A 15,520-nucleotide genomic window follows, 5' to 3' on the forward strand; every position below is an offset into this window, starting at 1 on the left:
GGAAAATCAAATAATCACTATAAAGATCAAGCATATCCATTTAATTCCCTCCCTAAAATTAAGGGCGGAATTCTAATGCTTTTTAGTCAAACTACAAGTTTATGTGCGTAACATGAGTGAAGTAGAGGAAATTGCTGCAGCTGCACTTTATTTAGCTTCGGATGACTCAGCGTTTATTACCGCCAGTGATTTAGCTATCGATGGCGGTATATCGGGTATTCACGGAGATAATTAAAGTAAGATGGCTCGTTGGGGCTTTGCTATTACCTCTATTAGTCCCGGCTAATAGAGGTGGATTCTTATATTAAGCCTCTTGTTCGGTTTCCGCTTTCACAGTGCTTGTACTATTTTCTAAAATACGCTCTAACTCGCCTTTTGCTTGACGAGCAAAGTTAATCAGATCTTTTTCCTCGTCAAAAAATTCAAACGATTGCTGTAAACTCGTCTCATCATGCTTCTCAAAGGCTGCGGCTTTTGCCTGAATGTCTTTTGGCTTATAGCCTAGAAATCTCAATATTTCCTTAGTCATTTCAAGTGAGGAATTAAATAGTTCGCGTTTAGAATAATCAACGCCGAGTTTATGCAACTCATAGGCATGCCGGCGATTACGGGCTCTTGCAAAGATAATTAAATGAGGGAAATGATGTTTGGCTAGGCGTACTATTTCTAAGTTTTTTTCAACTCCGCCTACAGCGACGATGAGTAATTTGGCTTGTTGTGCCCCGGCACTCATTAATAAATCTAATCGACTGGCATCACCAAAATAACCGGTATAACCAAATTTTCTTAATAATTCAATTTGTTCAGGATTTTTTTCAAGTACGGTTACTTTTACATGTTCACCATTCAATAAACGACCGATAATTTGGCCAAAACGTCCATAACCCGCTAAAATAATGCCATTTTTTTCTGAAATCTTATCGTATTCTCGAGGTGGTAGAATACTCATAAAACGTGGAATAACGTATTTTTGATAGAGCATAATTAAAAAGGGTGTAGTTAGCATTGATACGGCCACTACCAAGGTAAATAATTCCCTAAGTTCGATGCTAATTACTTTTGAGTCACTAGCATATTGAAAGAGAACAAAGGCAAACTCACCACCTTGAGATAAGGCTAAAGCAAAGCCTAGCGTTTGGATTTTAGTCAGATCAAAACTTCGCCCTAAAATAGATAAGATAAACGCTTTTGTTGCAATAAGCCCTAATACGAGACTCAATACAAATAGAGGCTGTTGCGCAAAAAGGGTGAAATTCATCCCCATGCCCACCGAGATGAAAAATAAGCCCAGTAGCAAGCCTTTAAAGGGTTGAATATCAGCTTCTACTGTATGCTTGTATTGTGAGTTTGCTAATACTACCCCAGCAATAAAAGCCCCTAAGGCAGGTGATACGCCAATAGATTCCATAAGCAAAGTGATTCCTATCACTAGAGCGAGAGAAAAGGCAGTAAATACTTCGCGTAAATTAGCTTTTGCAATAATAAAAAATAAATGGCGTGAAAAATAATGACCAATCAAAATAATGCCACTGATTACGCCCATTACCGTTAAAGCTTGTTCCCATTTGGGTAGCTGACTAATTAAAGAGGTGCTATGGCTACTCACCGCTCCCACATTTTCCGGATGGAGTAAGGGCATAATAATAAGAATGGGTATAACCGCAATATCTTGAAATAATAAGACTGCAAAAGAAGTCTCACCTTCAGTCGTTTTCATTAAGTTCTTTTCTTGTAGCATTTGTAGCACTAAGGCGGTTGATGAAAGGGTTAAGGCCATGCTAAGCGCTAAACTAGCACGCCAATCGTAGCCTATTGAGATGCCAATACAGGTTAAAATAGCAGTGGTAATGATTACTTGTAGGCTGCCTAGTCCGACAATTAAGCGTCTTAATTGCCAAAGCTTATGAGGTTCTAATTCTAAACCAATTAAAAAGAGCATCATAATCACCCCAAACTCGGCAAAATGCATAATTTGTTCAGAATTATTGATAAGTTTAAAACCATAGGAACCGATTAAAATTCCAACTACTAAATAACCAATTACTGAGCCTAATTTGAAGCGGCTGGTTAGAGGCACCATAAAACTAGCTGCAGCCAGAAAGATAAAAACGTGAAATAAATGTGAATTGCCCATAGTCTACCTTTTATTGTTCATGACAATTTTTAAATTTTTTACCGCTACCACACGGGCAAATACTGTTGCGTCCAATTTTGATAGCGGGTTTTTTTGTAGCTGTATTGACTCCATCAACATAAAACCAGTGTTTATTGTGTTGATGAAACTCGCTGCGTTCGCAGATAGTTTTTACTTGATTTTTCTCAAGGAAAGAAGCGATAAATTCTACAAAGCCCCTTTCCTCATTCTCCACAGATGAGTCTACAATCTTTAAACCCAGCCAGACCACTGATTGTGCCCATCGTGCTGCTTCGTTTTCATCAAAATGGAGTAAGGGCTTCCCTGTCATTGTTTTTTTTATATAGGGAATTTGTGCTTGGCTGTAGGCCGTATAACGTGAGCGCATTAATTGTTCAGGGGTCTGCGGAATGGTTTTTTCCTCCAAAAAGGGCTGACAACACTGTTCATAGCTTCTTTCTGAACAGCAAGGACATAACTGGGGCATAAAGCTCCTCAAGGTTTGGGCAAAAGAGTGCTCTATATAAGGTATCAAATATTTCTTAAATTATGAATCAAGAATTTTTTGATAAAAAATATAATTTAAGGGTTTGTTAAGATTTATATAGTACAATTAAGTTAATTTATAGTCTTAGAGGGTTAAAAATGACTGCTAAAAAGAAAGAAATTACTAAAGATTCTTTTCTACACCGTCGGTTACAAGACTTCGTAGCCAATTTATTGTTTCCTGTCGGCAAGGGCGATTGGTATAAAGAAAAAAAATACGGTGATAAAAAAAGCGAAGATATTTTCAATCCCTTTAATGATTTCGTGAGCAAACAAAGAGAGCCCAAGGGACATTATTATAAGGCATTCAAAGATTTAGATTTGAGTTTATCAACGGTAGATACAACCTTAACTACTACAGAACCTTGCAAGTTAGAAGTGTTCAAATGTGCTCCTAAAGCCGATGCTCCAAAAAAACCAGGCACAGGAAAACATATTGTTTATTTTCCTGGTGCTAACACCTATTATCAAGCTTGCTTTCGCGATATTAGCGCTGCTGCCAAAGAAACTGGTGCAACCGTCCATGCCTTTAATTTTCCCGGTACAGGCTTAAGTTCAGGAAAAGTTAGAGAAGCTAATGACTTAATTAATTCTGGAATGGCGGTTGTTGCTAATTTAATCAAAGAAGGTGTTCATCCTGATGATATTATTCTTCAAGGTGATTGTTATGGTGCGGCTATTGCGCTTGAAGTTAAAAAGCAATTAGCAGAACAAGCGAGCATCAATGTTCGTTTAGTAATGAATAATGCCTTCAAATCATTTAAAGCCGCTGTATGTGATATGATTACCGAATCTAAATGGCTTCCTGCTGCTTTAAAAGGGATTGTTAAACGCTTGCTAGAGTTTACTGGCTGGCATATAACCCCTGGAAAACAATATAAATTTGCCGATCCTTACCAATGTCATATTCAACATTTAGGTGATCATACACTTGAGTCTGCTAGTCTTTCAGGAAAAGTGGCTAAATATCAAGATGAAAGTAGAACAGGTGTTACTAAGTCTGAAAAGCGTGCCCCTATGCAGGATACCTGCCCGGAAGAATACCGTAAAGATCGTGACTTTTTGGATAGCCAGCATTATGTGCGGGTCGATGAAGCTGCTAAAAAACGACTTGGAGATAAATTCGGCCGGGATAAATATGGTCGTGTAAATGCGCATTTTGCCGATTTATGTGAATTGAAAATGTTGGACGGGCGTACGGTTTACGAAGGCTATGTGAATGAATTTATTAGCCGCTCCGATAAATATATTGCTAATCATCCACAAAAAAGTATCGAAGAAATTCAAGACGATTTGTTAGCTCTTCGTTATCTTGAACCCGCTGCTGGAGTCACTATTACTGAGGAAGAGGCAGATGAGTTTGATACGGTTATGCAAGTGATTAAAGACAATCAGTATGAATATAATCCCTCCTATTCTGATGAAGATGTTCCTTCTGACACTGAAGAGTTCTCTGCAAAACTAGGCGGTTATTCCGCACCCTAATCTTCTAGCTAGTGGATCCTTGGATCCACTAGTGATTTGTCTGCCAATAAAAAAATTACTTAAAAACGCTGATTTTGGTAAACTACACTAAATAATTCTCTAGGACCTTATCAGATGAAGAGCGATTTACTCCTCAATGGCTTTGATCCCAACCATTTAGCAAGCAATGCCTCGGCTTTAGAGTCGGGAAAAATATTATTTTTCCCCGAGTATTTTTACTCGCATTGTCCGCCAGCCTTAATGTCTGAAGCGATATTGGACGCGCGCCATAAGAATGTCAGTTACGACTATATAAAGAATAAATTAGGTGCTTATAAAAAAGAACAAATTGACTTAGAAGAGCCCTTGCGGCAAATGATGCGGGGCTATGCTGAGTTTGCGATTCAATTGATTGAGCAAGCCCTGCCAAGTTATGTTCCGCATCTTCAATGGGGGAGGACGAGTTTTAGACCTGCAGAAATCAAAGGCAGGGCAAGTTCTAAACGTAAAGACGATACTCGGCTTCATGTTGACTCTTTTGCGGCAAGCCCAGTTAATGGTTTGCGAATTTTACGGGTATTTTGTAATATAAATCCTCATGGTGAGCCCCGTGTTTGGCAAGTGGGAGAGCCTTTTCGCCAGGTATTAGAACAGTTCGCGCCAAGAATTCCTACTTATAGCAAATTTACTGCCCATCTATTAAAAATGATAAAAGCGACCAAATCCTTGCGCTCTGCCTACGATCATTACATGCTGCATTTACATGATACGATGAAATTAGATGATCGCTATCAAGCAAGGGTAGAAAAAAACCAAATTGATTTCCCTGCGCAAAGCTCATGGATTGTCTTTACCGATCATGTGTCCCACGCAGCCTTAAGTGGTCAATATTTATTAGAACAAACTTTTTATTTGCCCGTGAGCAAAATGGCTCAGCCTGAGTTTTCTCCACTTTATGAGTGGAAAAAGATTAAATCGGAATTGGCTTTAGCTTAAAGGGACGTTATTCTGTACAATTTCTTCATATAAAAGAATTGCTTAATTATTAAGGTCTAGAGTATGATTTATAAGGCTGCTCGTTAATAATTAAGCAAAGGATCATCGCCTCCTATGGATGGAAATGAATTAACCGAGGCGGAGTCTCTGGATTCTCCTAAGTTAAGCCAAAAGAAGAATACTTATCGACCATCAAGCAATTTCTGGTTAATCACTAGTTTGGTTGTGATGGTGTTGAGTATTGCTTGGTTTTTTTATGCAACGCGTAGTCCCAAACAGATAACGAGTAAACCAACTCCCATTGTTTCAGCGCCCGTTATTAATCGAGATATGCCTATTTACCTGTCGGCCTTGGGTAATGTCGTTCCCACCTACAATGTTACGGTCCGCTCTCAAATTATGGGTGTCTTGCAAAAAGTCTTTTTTAAAGAAGGGCAGTTTGTAAAAAAAGGAGAATTACTCGCGCAAATTGATCCTCGTCCTTATGAAGCATTATTAAAGCAATATGAGGGTAATTTAGAGCGAGACAGGGCTTTATTGGCGAATGCGCGCATTGATCTAAAACGTTATCAAAATCTTTGGAAACAAGATTCGATATCGCAACAAACTTTAGCGACCCAACAAGCTTTAGTTGAGCAGTATGAAGGGGCGGTCAAAACCGATGAAGGTTTAATCGAAAGTACTAAAATTAATCTGATTTATTGCCGTATTGTATCACCTATTGCCGGCCGAATTGGTTTGCGTCTTGTGGATGCTGGAAATTTAATCCAATTGTCAGATACTACTGGTATTGCGGTGATTACTACCATTAATCCGATTACGGTTATTTTTTCTTTACCGGAGGATTATATACCTGGTTTAATTAATCAGGTCTATGAGAACAAGAAGGTTAAAGTTTATGCCTATGATCGCCAACAAAAACAACAGCTTGCTGCGGGTCGGCTTATAACCTTAGACAACCAAATTGATCCAAGTACGGGGACTGTGAAGTTAAGGGCTGAATTTTCCAATAAAGAAAATAAACTGTTTCCTAACCAATTTGTTAATATCAAAATTTTAATTGAAACCCTTAAAAATGCTGTGGTGGTACCCACTGCCGCCGTTCAACATACCCTAACCTATGATTTTGTTTACGTTTTAGATAAACAAAAAGTGCTTATAAAAAAAATAAGTTCTGGACCTTCTATTGGTAATGAAACAATTATCGATAAGGGATTAACTCCTGGACAATTAGTAGTCATTGAAGGGGCTGATAAATTGGTTAATGGTGCTCATGTGATCAATGAAGAAGAAAATTCTAAATCGAACTCTTCTAAGCCTAAGAAGTCGCAGACCACATGAGTATTTCCGGACCATTTATTGCTCGGGCTATAGCCACATCTTTACTGATGCTTGCCATTTTAATTTGTGGCCTTTTAGCGTATCAGTTATTACCGGTTTCCTCTTTGCCTGATGTGGAATACCCAACCATACAGGTGTCAACATTTTATCCTGGCGCAAGCCCTGATGTGGTTGCCTCAGCTATTACCTCACCTTTAGAGCGACAATTTGCTCAAATGCCCGGTCTTAATCAAATGACCTCTAGCAGTTCTTATAGTGCATCTATAATTACCTTACAATTTAATTTATCGGTTAGTATGGATGTGGCAGAACAACAAATCCAACAATCGATCAATAACGCCAGTAGCTATTTGCCTGCTAATCTTCCTAATCCACCTATTTATAGCAAGGTAAATCCTGCGGATGCGCCAATTATTACTTTAGCGTTAACTTCCAAAACCTGGCCACTACCCCAAATTGAGGATTTTGCGGATACTCGCCTGGCACCTAAATTATCACAATTATCGGGTGTGGGGTTGGTGAGTATTAGCGGGGGAGAGCGGCCCGCGGTGCGAATTCAAGTAAATCCTGATGCTTTATCCTCTTATGGCTTAAGCATGGAGGATGTACGTAATCGAATTGCTGTATCTAATGTGAATAGTGCAAAAGGAAGTTTTGATGGTCCCCGGTTAGCGTATTCAATTAATGCTAATGATCAGTTGTTATCAGCGAGTGATTATCGTCCAATTATTCTTAGTTATCAAAAGGGCGCTCCTGTCCGTTTAACGGATGTAGCAGAGGTAATCGATGGGGCTGAAAACGTAATGCAAGCAGCTTGGGTAAATCAGCACCCGGCTATTATTTTAAATATTCAACGCCAGCCGGGGGCGAATGTCATTGAAGTAGCCGATAATATTAAAACCCTCTTAAATCAACTCAAGCCGGTTATTCCTGCGGCGATAGACGTACAACTTCTTACTGATCGAACTATCAATATTCGAACCTCGGTACGTAATGTGCAATTTGAGTTGATCTTATCGGTTATTTTAGTGGTTTTAGTCATCTTTATTTTTTTACGTAAACTACCGGCGACGGTTATCCCGAGTATTTCGGTACCTTTAGTCTTGGTCGGCACGCTAGGGCTCATGTATTTGTTAGGTTTTAGTTTAAACAACTTAACCTTGATGGGGCTAACGATAGCTGCAGGTTTTGTCGTCGATGACGCTATTGTCATGATTGAAAATATCATGCGTTATATTGAATTAGGCGAAAGTCCTTTAGCGGCGGCGCATAAAGGAGCTGCTCAAATAGGGTTTACCATTTTATCTTTGTCTATTTCGCTTATTGCTGTACTAATCCCACTGTTATTTATGGGTGACATTGTAGGCCGTTTATTTCGTGAGTTTGCCCTAACCCTGACCATTACTATCGTTATTTCGGCCTTTGTATCCTTAACTCTAACCCCTATGCTCTGCGCGCGCATGTTACGTGCTGAAGCCAATACTAAGCCTACCCGCTTGGAGCATTACTTAGAGCAAGGGCTGAATCATTTAATTGAGCGTTATAAGCATTCTTTAAAATGGGTACTTTCCCATCAATTTTTGATTTTACTCATATTTTTAGGCACTATTCTATGCAGTGCACTATTAATTGTATTTATTCCAAAAGGATTTTTTCCCATTCAAGATTCAGGTTTAATTCAGGGAATCTCGGAAGCTGATCAAAACATTTCTTTTCCGGCTATGGCAAAAAAACAGCAAGCATTGGCTAAAGTCGTGCTAAGCGATCCGGCAGTAGAGCATATTTCATCCTTTATAGGTATTGATGGGATCAATAAAACTCTAAACACAGGACGTATTTTAATTACTTTAAAACCTTTAGACCAACGTCCTGGAATCAATGAAATAATTAGTCGTATTCAAGCTAAATTACGCAGCCTTGCTGGAGTTACCTTGTACATGCAAGCAGTGCAAGATTTAACAATTGATACGGTTACAAGCCGTACCCAATTTCAATATGCCCTCAGTGGTCCTGATCGACAAGAAGTAAATAAGTGGTCGCATGCCTTATTGGATAAATTAAAAGATGCACCCGCTTTAAAAGATATTAACAGTGATCAACAGCATCAAGGCTTGGTGACTTTAGTTGATGTGGATAGAGATACGGCTTCCCGTCTGGGTATTAGCATGCAATTGATTGATGATGTCCTCTATGATTCATTTGGACAACGCCAAATTTCGACGATGTTTACGCAGCGTAATCAGTATAAAGTCGTACTTGAGGTTACTCCTTCTTTACAACGTTCACCCGCATCCTTTGATCATAGCTATCTTAATTCTTTAGTCATCCGGACACCAAGCGCTACCAATCCATCCACCTCGGTCAGTGGCTCGGTTCCTTTAAAAACTATTGCCAGTATAAGCCAAACGGTCGGACCTTTAGAAATTACCCGGCGCGATCAATTTCCCTCTACTATTTTATCGTTTAATTTAGCTGAAGGTGCCTCCTTAGGTGAGGCCGTCCATGCGATCGAAGCTGCAAAAGACAGTTTAGCTTTACCGGCAAGTATAGAGGCTGATTTTGAAGGCTCAGCAAAAAGTTTTCGTAACTCGCTTGCTAATGAGGGTTGGCTGGTTTTGGCAGCCATAATTGTGGTTTATATTATTTTAGGGGTTTTATATGAAAGTTATATTCATCCTTTAACTATTTTATCTACACTACCCTCTGCGTGCATGGGGGCCTTATTGGCTTTATTCCTTACTCATAATGATTTGAGTGTTATAGCCTTAATTGCCATCATCCTATTAATTGGTTTGGTCTTGAAAAATGCCATTATGATGATTGATTTTGCTTTGGAGCAAGAACGTCTATTAAAAAAAGAGCCTACCGAAGCCATTTATGAAGCGGCTTTGTTGCGATTTCGTCCCATTTTAATGACGACTATGGCCTCTTTATTGGGTGCTATACCCTTGGCTTTTAGTTATGGTATTGGGGGGGAATTAAGGTGCCCCTTAGGTTTAGCTATTATTGGTGGTTTGATTGTGAGCCAGTTAATTACTTTATATACCACTCCAATTATATATCTTGCTTTTGATCGCCTATCACGTAAAGTGATGAGTATGGTGCCAAAAAGCAAAGCCAGCGAAAGCCTTTAGAAGGGCTAAGGATAAAAAAGTGAATATATCATTACTATTCATTAAAAAGCCTATCGCTACGATTTTATTAACTTGTGGCCTCGCCATTGCGGGCATTTTGGCCTTTAATTTCTTACCCGTTGCCCCTTTACCACAAATTGATTTTCCAACCATTGCGGTGCAAGCAGCCTTACCAGGGGCAAGCCCTGAGGTGATGGCTACCTCCGTGGCAACACCTTTAGAGCGACAATTAGGCCGCATAGCGGGTGTCACCCAATTAACCTCATCGAGTACTTTAGGGCAATCGAATGTCATCATTCAATTTGACTTATCGCGAAATATAGATGGGGCAGCAAGGGATGTACAGGCTGCAATTAACGCTTCACTAAGCCAATTGCCTTCTAATTTACCCAATAATCCTACCTACCGTAAAGTGAACCCTGCTGATGCCCCAATTATGATTATGGCATTGACTTCTGATAAATACAGTACGGGTAAAATGTATGATATGGCCTCTACTTTATTGCAACAACGAATTTTACGCATTGAAGGTATTGGACAAGTGAATGTGGGTGGCGGTTCCTTGCCGGCTGTGCGGATTGAGGTAAATCCTACTGCCTTAAATAGCTATGGGATTGGTTTAGATGATGCGGCCCGCACAGTTATTGCTGCTAATGCCAATGAAGCCAAAGGTTCAGTAATTAACGGAGATGGTACTCAATCTTTAGTGAAAACTAATGATCAATTATTCCATGCTGCCGAATATAGATCGTTAATCTTAACTTACCGTAACAATGCGCCAGTGCGTATAGCAGATGTGGCTGAGGTTTATGATTCAGTAGCGGATATCCGCAATGCCGGCATATCAAACGGTAGGCCTGCGGTGGTTTTAGTCCTTTTTAAACAGCCCGGCGCCAATGTTATTAAGACTGTGGACTATGTAAAAAATATTCTTCCTGAGCTTAAGGAATTGCTTCCTAAAGAAGTACATCTTAATGTTTTAATGGATAGAACCACTACTATTCGCACCTCCTTGCATGATGTAGAGTTGACTTTGCTTATTGCCATGCTGCTGGTTGTTTTAGTGACTTATTTATTTTTAGGAAGTTTTAGAGCCATGCTTATTCCTGGTATTACCGTACCTTTGTCCTTATTAGGGACTTTTGCAGTGATGAAGCTTCTGGATTATAGCTTAGATAATTTGTCGCTAATGGCCTTAACTATTTCTACTGGTTTTGTCGTTGATGATGCAGTGGTTGTATTGGAAAATATATCCCGTCACTTAAGCATGGGAAAAACTAAAATACAAGCTGCAATTGATGGGGCGCGCGAAATTGGTTTTACCGTTATTTCAATGAGCATTTCCTTAATTGCGGTATTCATACCCGTCCTCTTTATGGGGGGGATAGTGGGGCGCTTATTTAGGGAGTTTGTCATTACCCTTTCCGTAGCTATTTTAATTTCAATGGTTATTTCATTGAGTTTAACGCCAATGATGTGTGCTAAAATGTTGCACAATAAGGACTATGATCAAAATTCCTTTATGCGTTTTATCGAGAAGGTGCGTAGAGGCTATGGTCATAGCTTGCAATGGGCTTTAGCACATTCTCGCATTGTTTTGATGAGTTCTTTTGCCACCATCTTGTTAACTGGTTTGCTCTTTGTGCTTATTCCTAAAGGTTTTTTTCCCCAACAAGAAACCGAACGAATTGTGGCTTCTTTACGTGCGGATCAAAATATTTCTTTTACTGCAATGAAGAAAAAACTAACACAATTTACTTCTATCATTCAAAAAGATCCTGATGTGGCTAACGTCGCCGCTTTTATTGGCAGTGGTGGCCCGGGAGGAAATACTTCAAATACAGGTTCTATCTTTGTCATTTTAAAACAGCCGGATCAAAGAAAGGCCACTACCGCTGCGGTGATGGAGCGCTTGCGTAAAAAATTAACTCATATCACCGGGGCCAATTTATTCATGCAGTCCTCGCAAGATCTATCAATCGGCGGCCGGCAAAGCGGGGCGCAATTCCAATACACCATTACCGCGCCGGATCTTAAAGAGCTCAACACTTGGACTCCTAAAATTATGGAGGAGGTGAGTAAAATAAGGGGTATTTCTGATATTAATAGTGATCAATTAACCCATGGTTTACAAGTCTATGTCGAGGTGAATCATGATAAGGCTTATACTTATGGGATAACACCAGAAAAAATTGATCGGGTTTTATACAGTGCTTTTGGTCAAAGTCAAATCTCAACGATATATCGCCCCATGAACCAGTATAAAGTGGTGATGGAAGTCGCACCTAAATATTGGCAAAACCCGGAAACTTTGAATGATATTTATGTGCTTTCTGATGCAGGAAAGGAGGTTCCTTTATCTACGTTTGCGCAGTTTAAGCCAGGGTTTACTCTTTTATCGGTCAATCATCAGAGCCAAGCTCCATCTGCCACAATTTCTTTTAATTTAGCCCCGGGCACTTCTTTAGGGGATGCGGTGAATCGAGTGCGAGATGTTGTGGCTAAAATGGATTTGCCACCTACTATCCGCGGCTCTTTTCAGGGAACAGCCCAAGCCTTTCAGCAGTCTTTTGCCAATGAAATTTATTTAATTATGGCTGCCTTAGTAGCTGTTTATATTGTGTTGGGAATGCTTTATGAAAGTTTGATCCACCCCATTACTATTTTATCTACCCTGCCTTCCGCGGGGGTAGGGGCTTTGTTAGCCTTAGTATTATGCAGGACTGAGCTTAGTATTATTGCCTTTATTGGCATCATTCTCTTGATTGGTATTGTGAAAAAAAATGCCATTATGATGATTGATTTTGCCTTAGACGCAGAGCGTATCGATAAAAAACCCTCAGCAGAGGCTATTTATGAAGCTGCCATTTTACGGTTCCGCCCTATATTAATGACCACTATGGCCGCTTTACTGGGGGCGGTCCCTTTAGTTATTGGTTTTGGAGTGGGCTCAGAATTACGTCGTCCTTTAGGTATTGCGATTGTTGGTGGTTTGATTGTGAGCCAGTTATTAACCCTTTATACTACACCCATTATTTATCTAGCTTTAGAGCGTTTAAGGATAAATGCCCAGCAATGGAGACGAGGAATCAGGTTAAGAGGTCTATATGGACATTAGAAAAACAGCGTTATCATTTACAGTGCTTTCTTGCTTGCTGAGCGCATGTATGGTTGGTCCCAATTATACGCGTCCGAAGGTGGTCGTCCCGTCAAAATTTAAAGAAGATAAAGCGCAGGTTAAACCTGCAAAAAACTGGAAGCCTATTGATCCTAAAGACAACCAAGAGCGAGGCCCTTGGTGGAGCATTTTTCACGATCCGGTATTAAATCAATTAGAAGAGCAGTTAAATCGGTATAACCAAACCATTGCCCAAACAGAAGCGAATTATCGACAATCGCTTGCCCTCGCTGAGCAAGCACGGGCGGGTTTATTTCCTACTTTGAGCGGTGCAGCCAGCCTTTTTCGTCAAAAGCAAGGCGGGGGGACTGCAACGTTTATAAATACAGCAGGGGGAGATACAACAACTAATGTCGCAACCTCTAACACCACCTTACAACGCACTCCCACCAATAGCATTTATTCTTCAGTGCTCTTCGCAACTTGGGAGCCTGATCTGTGGGGAGCGGTACGGCGTTCCATTGAAGCCAATCTTGCTACGGCTCAATCTAATGCTGCGTTAGTGGCGGTAACGCGCTTAACTGCGCAAAGTGCTTTAGCGCAATATTATTTTGAATTACGCACTGCTGATATCAATCAATCTTTCTTCGAACAAACAGTAAAAGCCAATAAAAAGATTTTACAATTAACACGGCATCAATACGCATCAGGCGTTGCAACTCGCGCCGATATAGTACAAGCTCAAACTCAGGTGGAGACCGCTGAAGCTCAAGCTATTAATAATGGTATTTTGAGAGGTCAATATGAACATGCTATTGCGGCACTGATGGGAAGACCGCCTGCTTTTTTAAATGTTCATCGAAAACCGTATCGTTTCACTGTCCCAACCATTCCAAGTGAAGTCCCCTCCGTTTGGTTGGAGCGCCGTCCTGATATCGCCCAGGCTGAGCGGTTGGTACAAACTACCAGTGCGCAAATTGGAGTGGCCATTGCAACCTTTTATCCAACCCTTACATTATCTGCTTCAGCAACGGCTACTGGACGGAGTATGCACCAACTTATCCATACTCCAGCTTTAGGTTGGTCTACAGGTTTACAGTTAGCGCAAACTTTCCTTGATGGTGGTTTAAGAAGGGCTACAGTGAGAGCTGCAAGAGAAAGTTATATTGCTCAAGTGGCAAGCTATCGCCAAACGGTTCTCACTGCTTTCCAAGATGTGGAAGACAACCTTTTGGCTCTACGTTTACTGGGTCAACAAAGCAGGGTGCAAAATCAAGCTGCTGCGCATGCACAAGAGGCCTTACGACTAATGACCAATCAGTACCAGGCAGGAACAGTAGCCTATTCTAATGTCCTTACGGCACAAATTACCGCTTACAATGCGCAAAAAACCGCAAATGATGTTAAAGGCTTACAAATGACCGCTGCAGTGGGTTTAATTAAAGCTCTAGGTGGTGGATGGGCTAAATAGGAAGCCATGCACCAAACCTTGCTACCGTGAATGAATATATTTTTAGCAAGCTGATTAGGCAGATAAATTGGCATTTTTCACTTTTACTCCCTGCTCACTAAAATAAAAACTGCATAGATGACTTGTAATTACAGCGCCAGAGACTGAGAGCATAATCGGTACTAGGAAATCAAAATGTATATGAGTAAATTCAAAAATTAAAACGATCGCCGTAATAGGCATTTTTTGTGCTGCCGCCAGAAAAGAAGTGGCTCCTATAGCAATAAAACCGGAAAAAGGTAATGCAGGAAAAAAATGAGTCCAAAGCCCACCTAGAACCGCTGCGAGTAAAGCGCCATTAGCCATGGAGGGAGTTAATAAACCGCCTTGAGAGCCGACGCGTAGGCTAGTCCAAATAATAAGACATCTTAATCCAAGAAGAAGTGCACTTAAACCAATTCCTGCGAAACTAGAAAACTCCATTTGCACTGCACTTTTTCCGTTACCCAACAAAACAGGAAGGTAAATAGCTAAAATACCAATCATCATGTAATTAAAAAAAGCTGCCACAATCATTTTTCGATCATGGAAGGAGTTTTTGCGTTGTTGGTTCGCAATACGAATAAACCAATAAGCAGCAAAGCCGAAAATAGGGCTGGTTAAAATAGACCAGACGAGAATAGAGGTGCTTAATTTTAAGTCTGCAACCTGGTAAATAGATTCAATACCTAAGCCTGTCCAAGAGACTAAGGTGGCTATTGCTGAGGTGATTAAAGCAGGAATCAGCAGGGCCCAGCTGTAGGTGCAAAATAAAACTTCTACAGTAAAAATCGCCCCGCCCAAGGGAACATTATACACAGCCGCAAGCCCTGCGCCAGCACCACAAGCGATCATTATTTTAGTTTCTTTAATGGTTAAGCCTGCTTTTTCAGAAACCCAAGTGGCGAAAAGAGATCCTAACTCGCGGGGGGCAACTTCTCGTCCTAATGGCGAGCCCAAAGCAATGGTGATAATTTGTAATAAGGCATGGATAATTGTACTTAATCCCGGCATCTTTTTATCAGTTTTTAAAGCCTCTCCAATACTTACTAAGGGCTTACCATAGCTATAGAGAAGCCACCAACCAAGGCCGGCAATTAAACCGCAAAGAGTGAGAATTAACACCCGGCGCTCGGGGGATGAGGCACTAACACCGTGTAGAAAGCTTTCATCGCTAATAATTAACTCATGTTACGCACGGTCAATTTTAAGCTGCCATATTTTTAAGCTCCTGCCAAGCAATCTGGTTCGCTCTAAGAATCAATTTGTACTTAATAGCAAAGTGATTTAAATGAGTT

General features: G+C 40.4%; 11 protein-coding genes. 8 read left to right on the forward strand and 3 right to left on the reverse strand.

The genetic code is table 11. From position 1 onward, the window contains the following. The first annotated feature begins 103 nt into the window (after positions 1 to 103). Complete coding sequence (locus tag ELY15_RS08555) at positions 104 to 235, forward strand: SDR family oxidoreductase (protein WP_370449409.1); 132 nt, start codon at positions 104 to 106, stop codon at positions 233 to 235. Between the two features lie 69 nt (positions 236 to 304). On the opposite strand, the gene ELY15_RS08560 is transcribed toward ELY15_RS08555, so the two are convergent. Continuing rightward, positions 305 to 2,134 carry a monovalent cation:proton antiporter-2 (CPA2) family protein gene (locus ELY15_RS08560; RefSeq protein WP_127099253.1) on the reverse strand — a complete coding sequence of 610 codons (1,830 nt, stop codon included), beginning with the start codon at positions 2,132 to 2,134 and terminating at the stop codon, positions 305 to 307. Positions 2,135 to 2,144: 10 nt separating this feature from the next. Then, entirely contained in the window at positions 2,145 to 2,621 is a 477-nt protein-coding gene (locus ELY15_RS08565; protein WP_127099254.1) for a YchJ family protein, read from the reverse strand. Positions 2,622 to 2,779: 158 nt separating this feature from the next. Between ELY15_RS08565 and sdbB the strand changes: the two genes are divergently transcribed. The 6 genes from sdbB to ELY15_RS08595 all read left to right on the forward strand — a co-directional run bounded on the left by sdbB (position 2,780) and on the right by ELY15_RS08595 (position 14,204). Continuing rightward, positions 2,780 to 4,165: a Dot/Icm T4SS effector alpha/beta hydrolase gene (gene sdbB, locus ELY15_RS08570; protein WP_233586576.1), complete on the forward strand. Its 1,386-nt coding sequence runs from the start codon at positions 2,780 to 2,782 to the stop codon at positions 4,163 to 4,165. Positions 4,166 to 4,279: 114 nt separating this feature from the next. Continuing rightward, positions 4,280 to 5,140 carry a Kdo hydroxylase family protein gene (locus tag ELY15_RS08575; protein ID WP_127099255.1) on the forward strand — a complete coding sequence of 287 codons (861 nt, stop codon included), beginning with the start codon at positions 4,280 to 4,282 and terminating at the stop codon, positions 5,138 to 5,140. A 114-nt stretch (positions 5,141 to 5,254) separates the two neighbouring features. Then, positions 5,255 to 6,481, forward strand: coding sequence for an efflux RND transporter periplasmic adaptor subunit (locus ELY15_RS08580; RefSeq protein ID WP_127099256.1), 1,227 nt, complete (start codon positions 5,255 to 5,257; stop codon positions 6,479 to 6,481). Continuing rightward, complete coding sequence (locus ELY15_RS08585; RefSeq protein ID WP_127099257.1) at positions 6,478 to 9,615, forward strand: efflux RND transporter permease subunit; 3,138 nt, start codon at positions 6,478 to 6,480, stop codon at positions 9,613 to 9,615. Before ELY15_RS08580 ends, ELY15_RS08585 begins: the two co-directional genes overlap by 4 nt. A 19-nt stretch (positions 9,616 to 9,634) precedes the next feature. Next, positions 9,635 to 12,733 (forward strand): efflux RND transporter permease subunit, encoded by a 3,099-nt coding sequence (locus ELY15_RS08590; protein WP_127099258.1) that lies wholly within the window; start codon positions 9,635 to 9,637, stop codon positions 12,731 to 12,733. Beyond that, on the forward strand, positions 12,723 to 14,204 hold the full coding sequence (locus ELY15_RS08595) for an efflux transporter outer membrane subunit (RefSeq protein ID WP_127099259.1): 1,482 nt from the start codon (positions 12,723 to 12,725) through the stop codon (positions 14,202 to 14,204). The genes ELY15_RS08590 and ELY15_RS08595 overlap by 11 nt, the downstream gene beginning before the upstream one ends. A gap of 54 nt (positions 14,205 to 14,258) precedes the next feature. Here ELY15_RS08595 and ELY15_RS08600 read toward each other — a convergent pair whose 3' ends face one another. After that, positions 14,259 to 15,347, reverse strand: a complete 1,089-nt coding sequence (locus tag ELY15_RS08600) for a chloride channel protein (protein ID WP_233586577.1) — start codon at positions 15,345 to 15,347, stop codon at positions 14,259 to 14,261. Between ELY15_RS08600 and ELY15_RS16095 the strand changes: the two genes are divergently transcribed. Further along, positions 15,334 to 15,513 carry a hypothetical protein gene (locus ELY15_RS16095; protein WP_158617435.1) on the forward strand — a complete coding sequence of 60 codons (180 nt, stop codon included), beginning with the start codon at positions 15,334 to 15,336 and terminating at the stop codon, positions 15,511 to 15,513. The two genes, ELY15_RS08600 and ELY15_RS16095, sit on opposite strands and share 14 nt — an antisense overlap. Positions 15,514 to 15,520 lie beyond the last annotated feature (7 nt).

It is taken from the genome of Legionella sp. km772 (genome assembly GCF_003989735.1).
GTDB lineage: Bacteria > Pseudomonadota > Gammaproteobacteria > Legionellales > Legionellaceae > Legionella.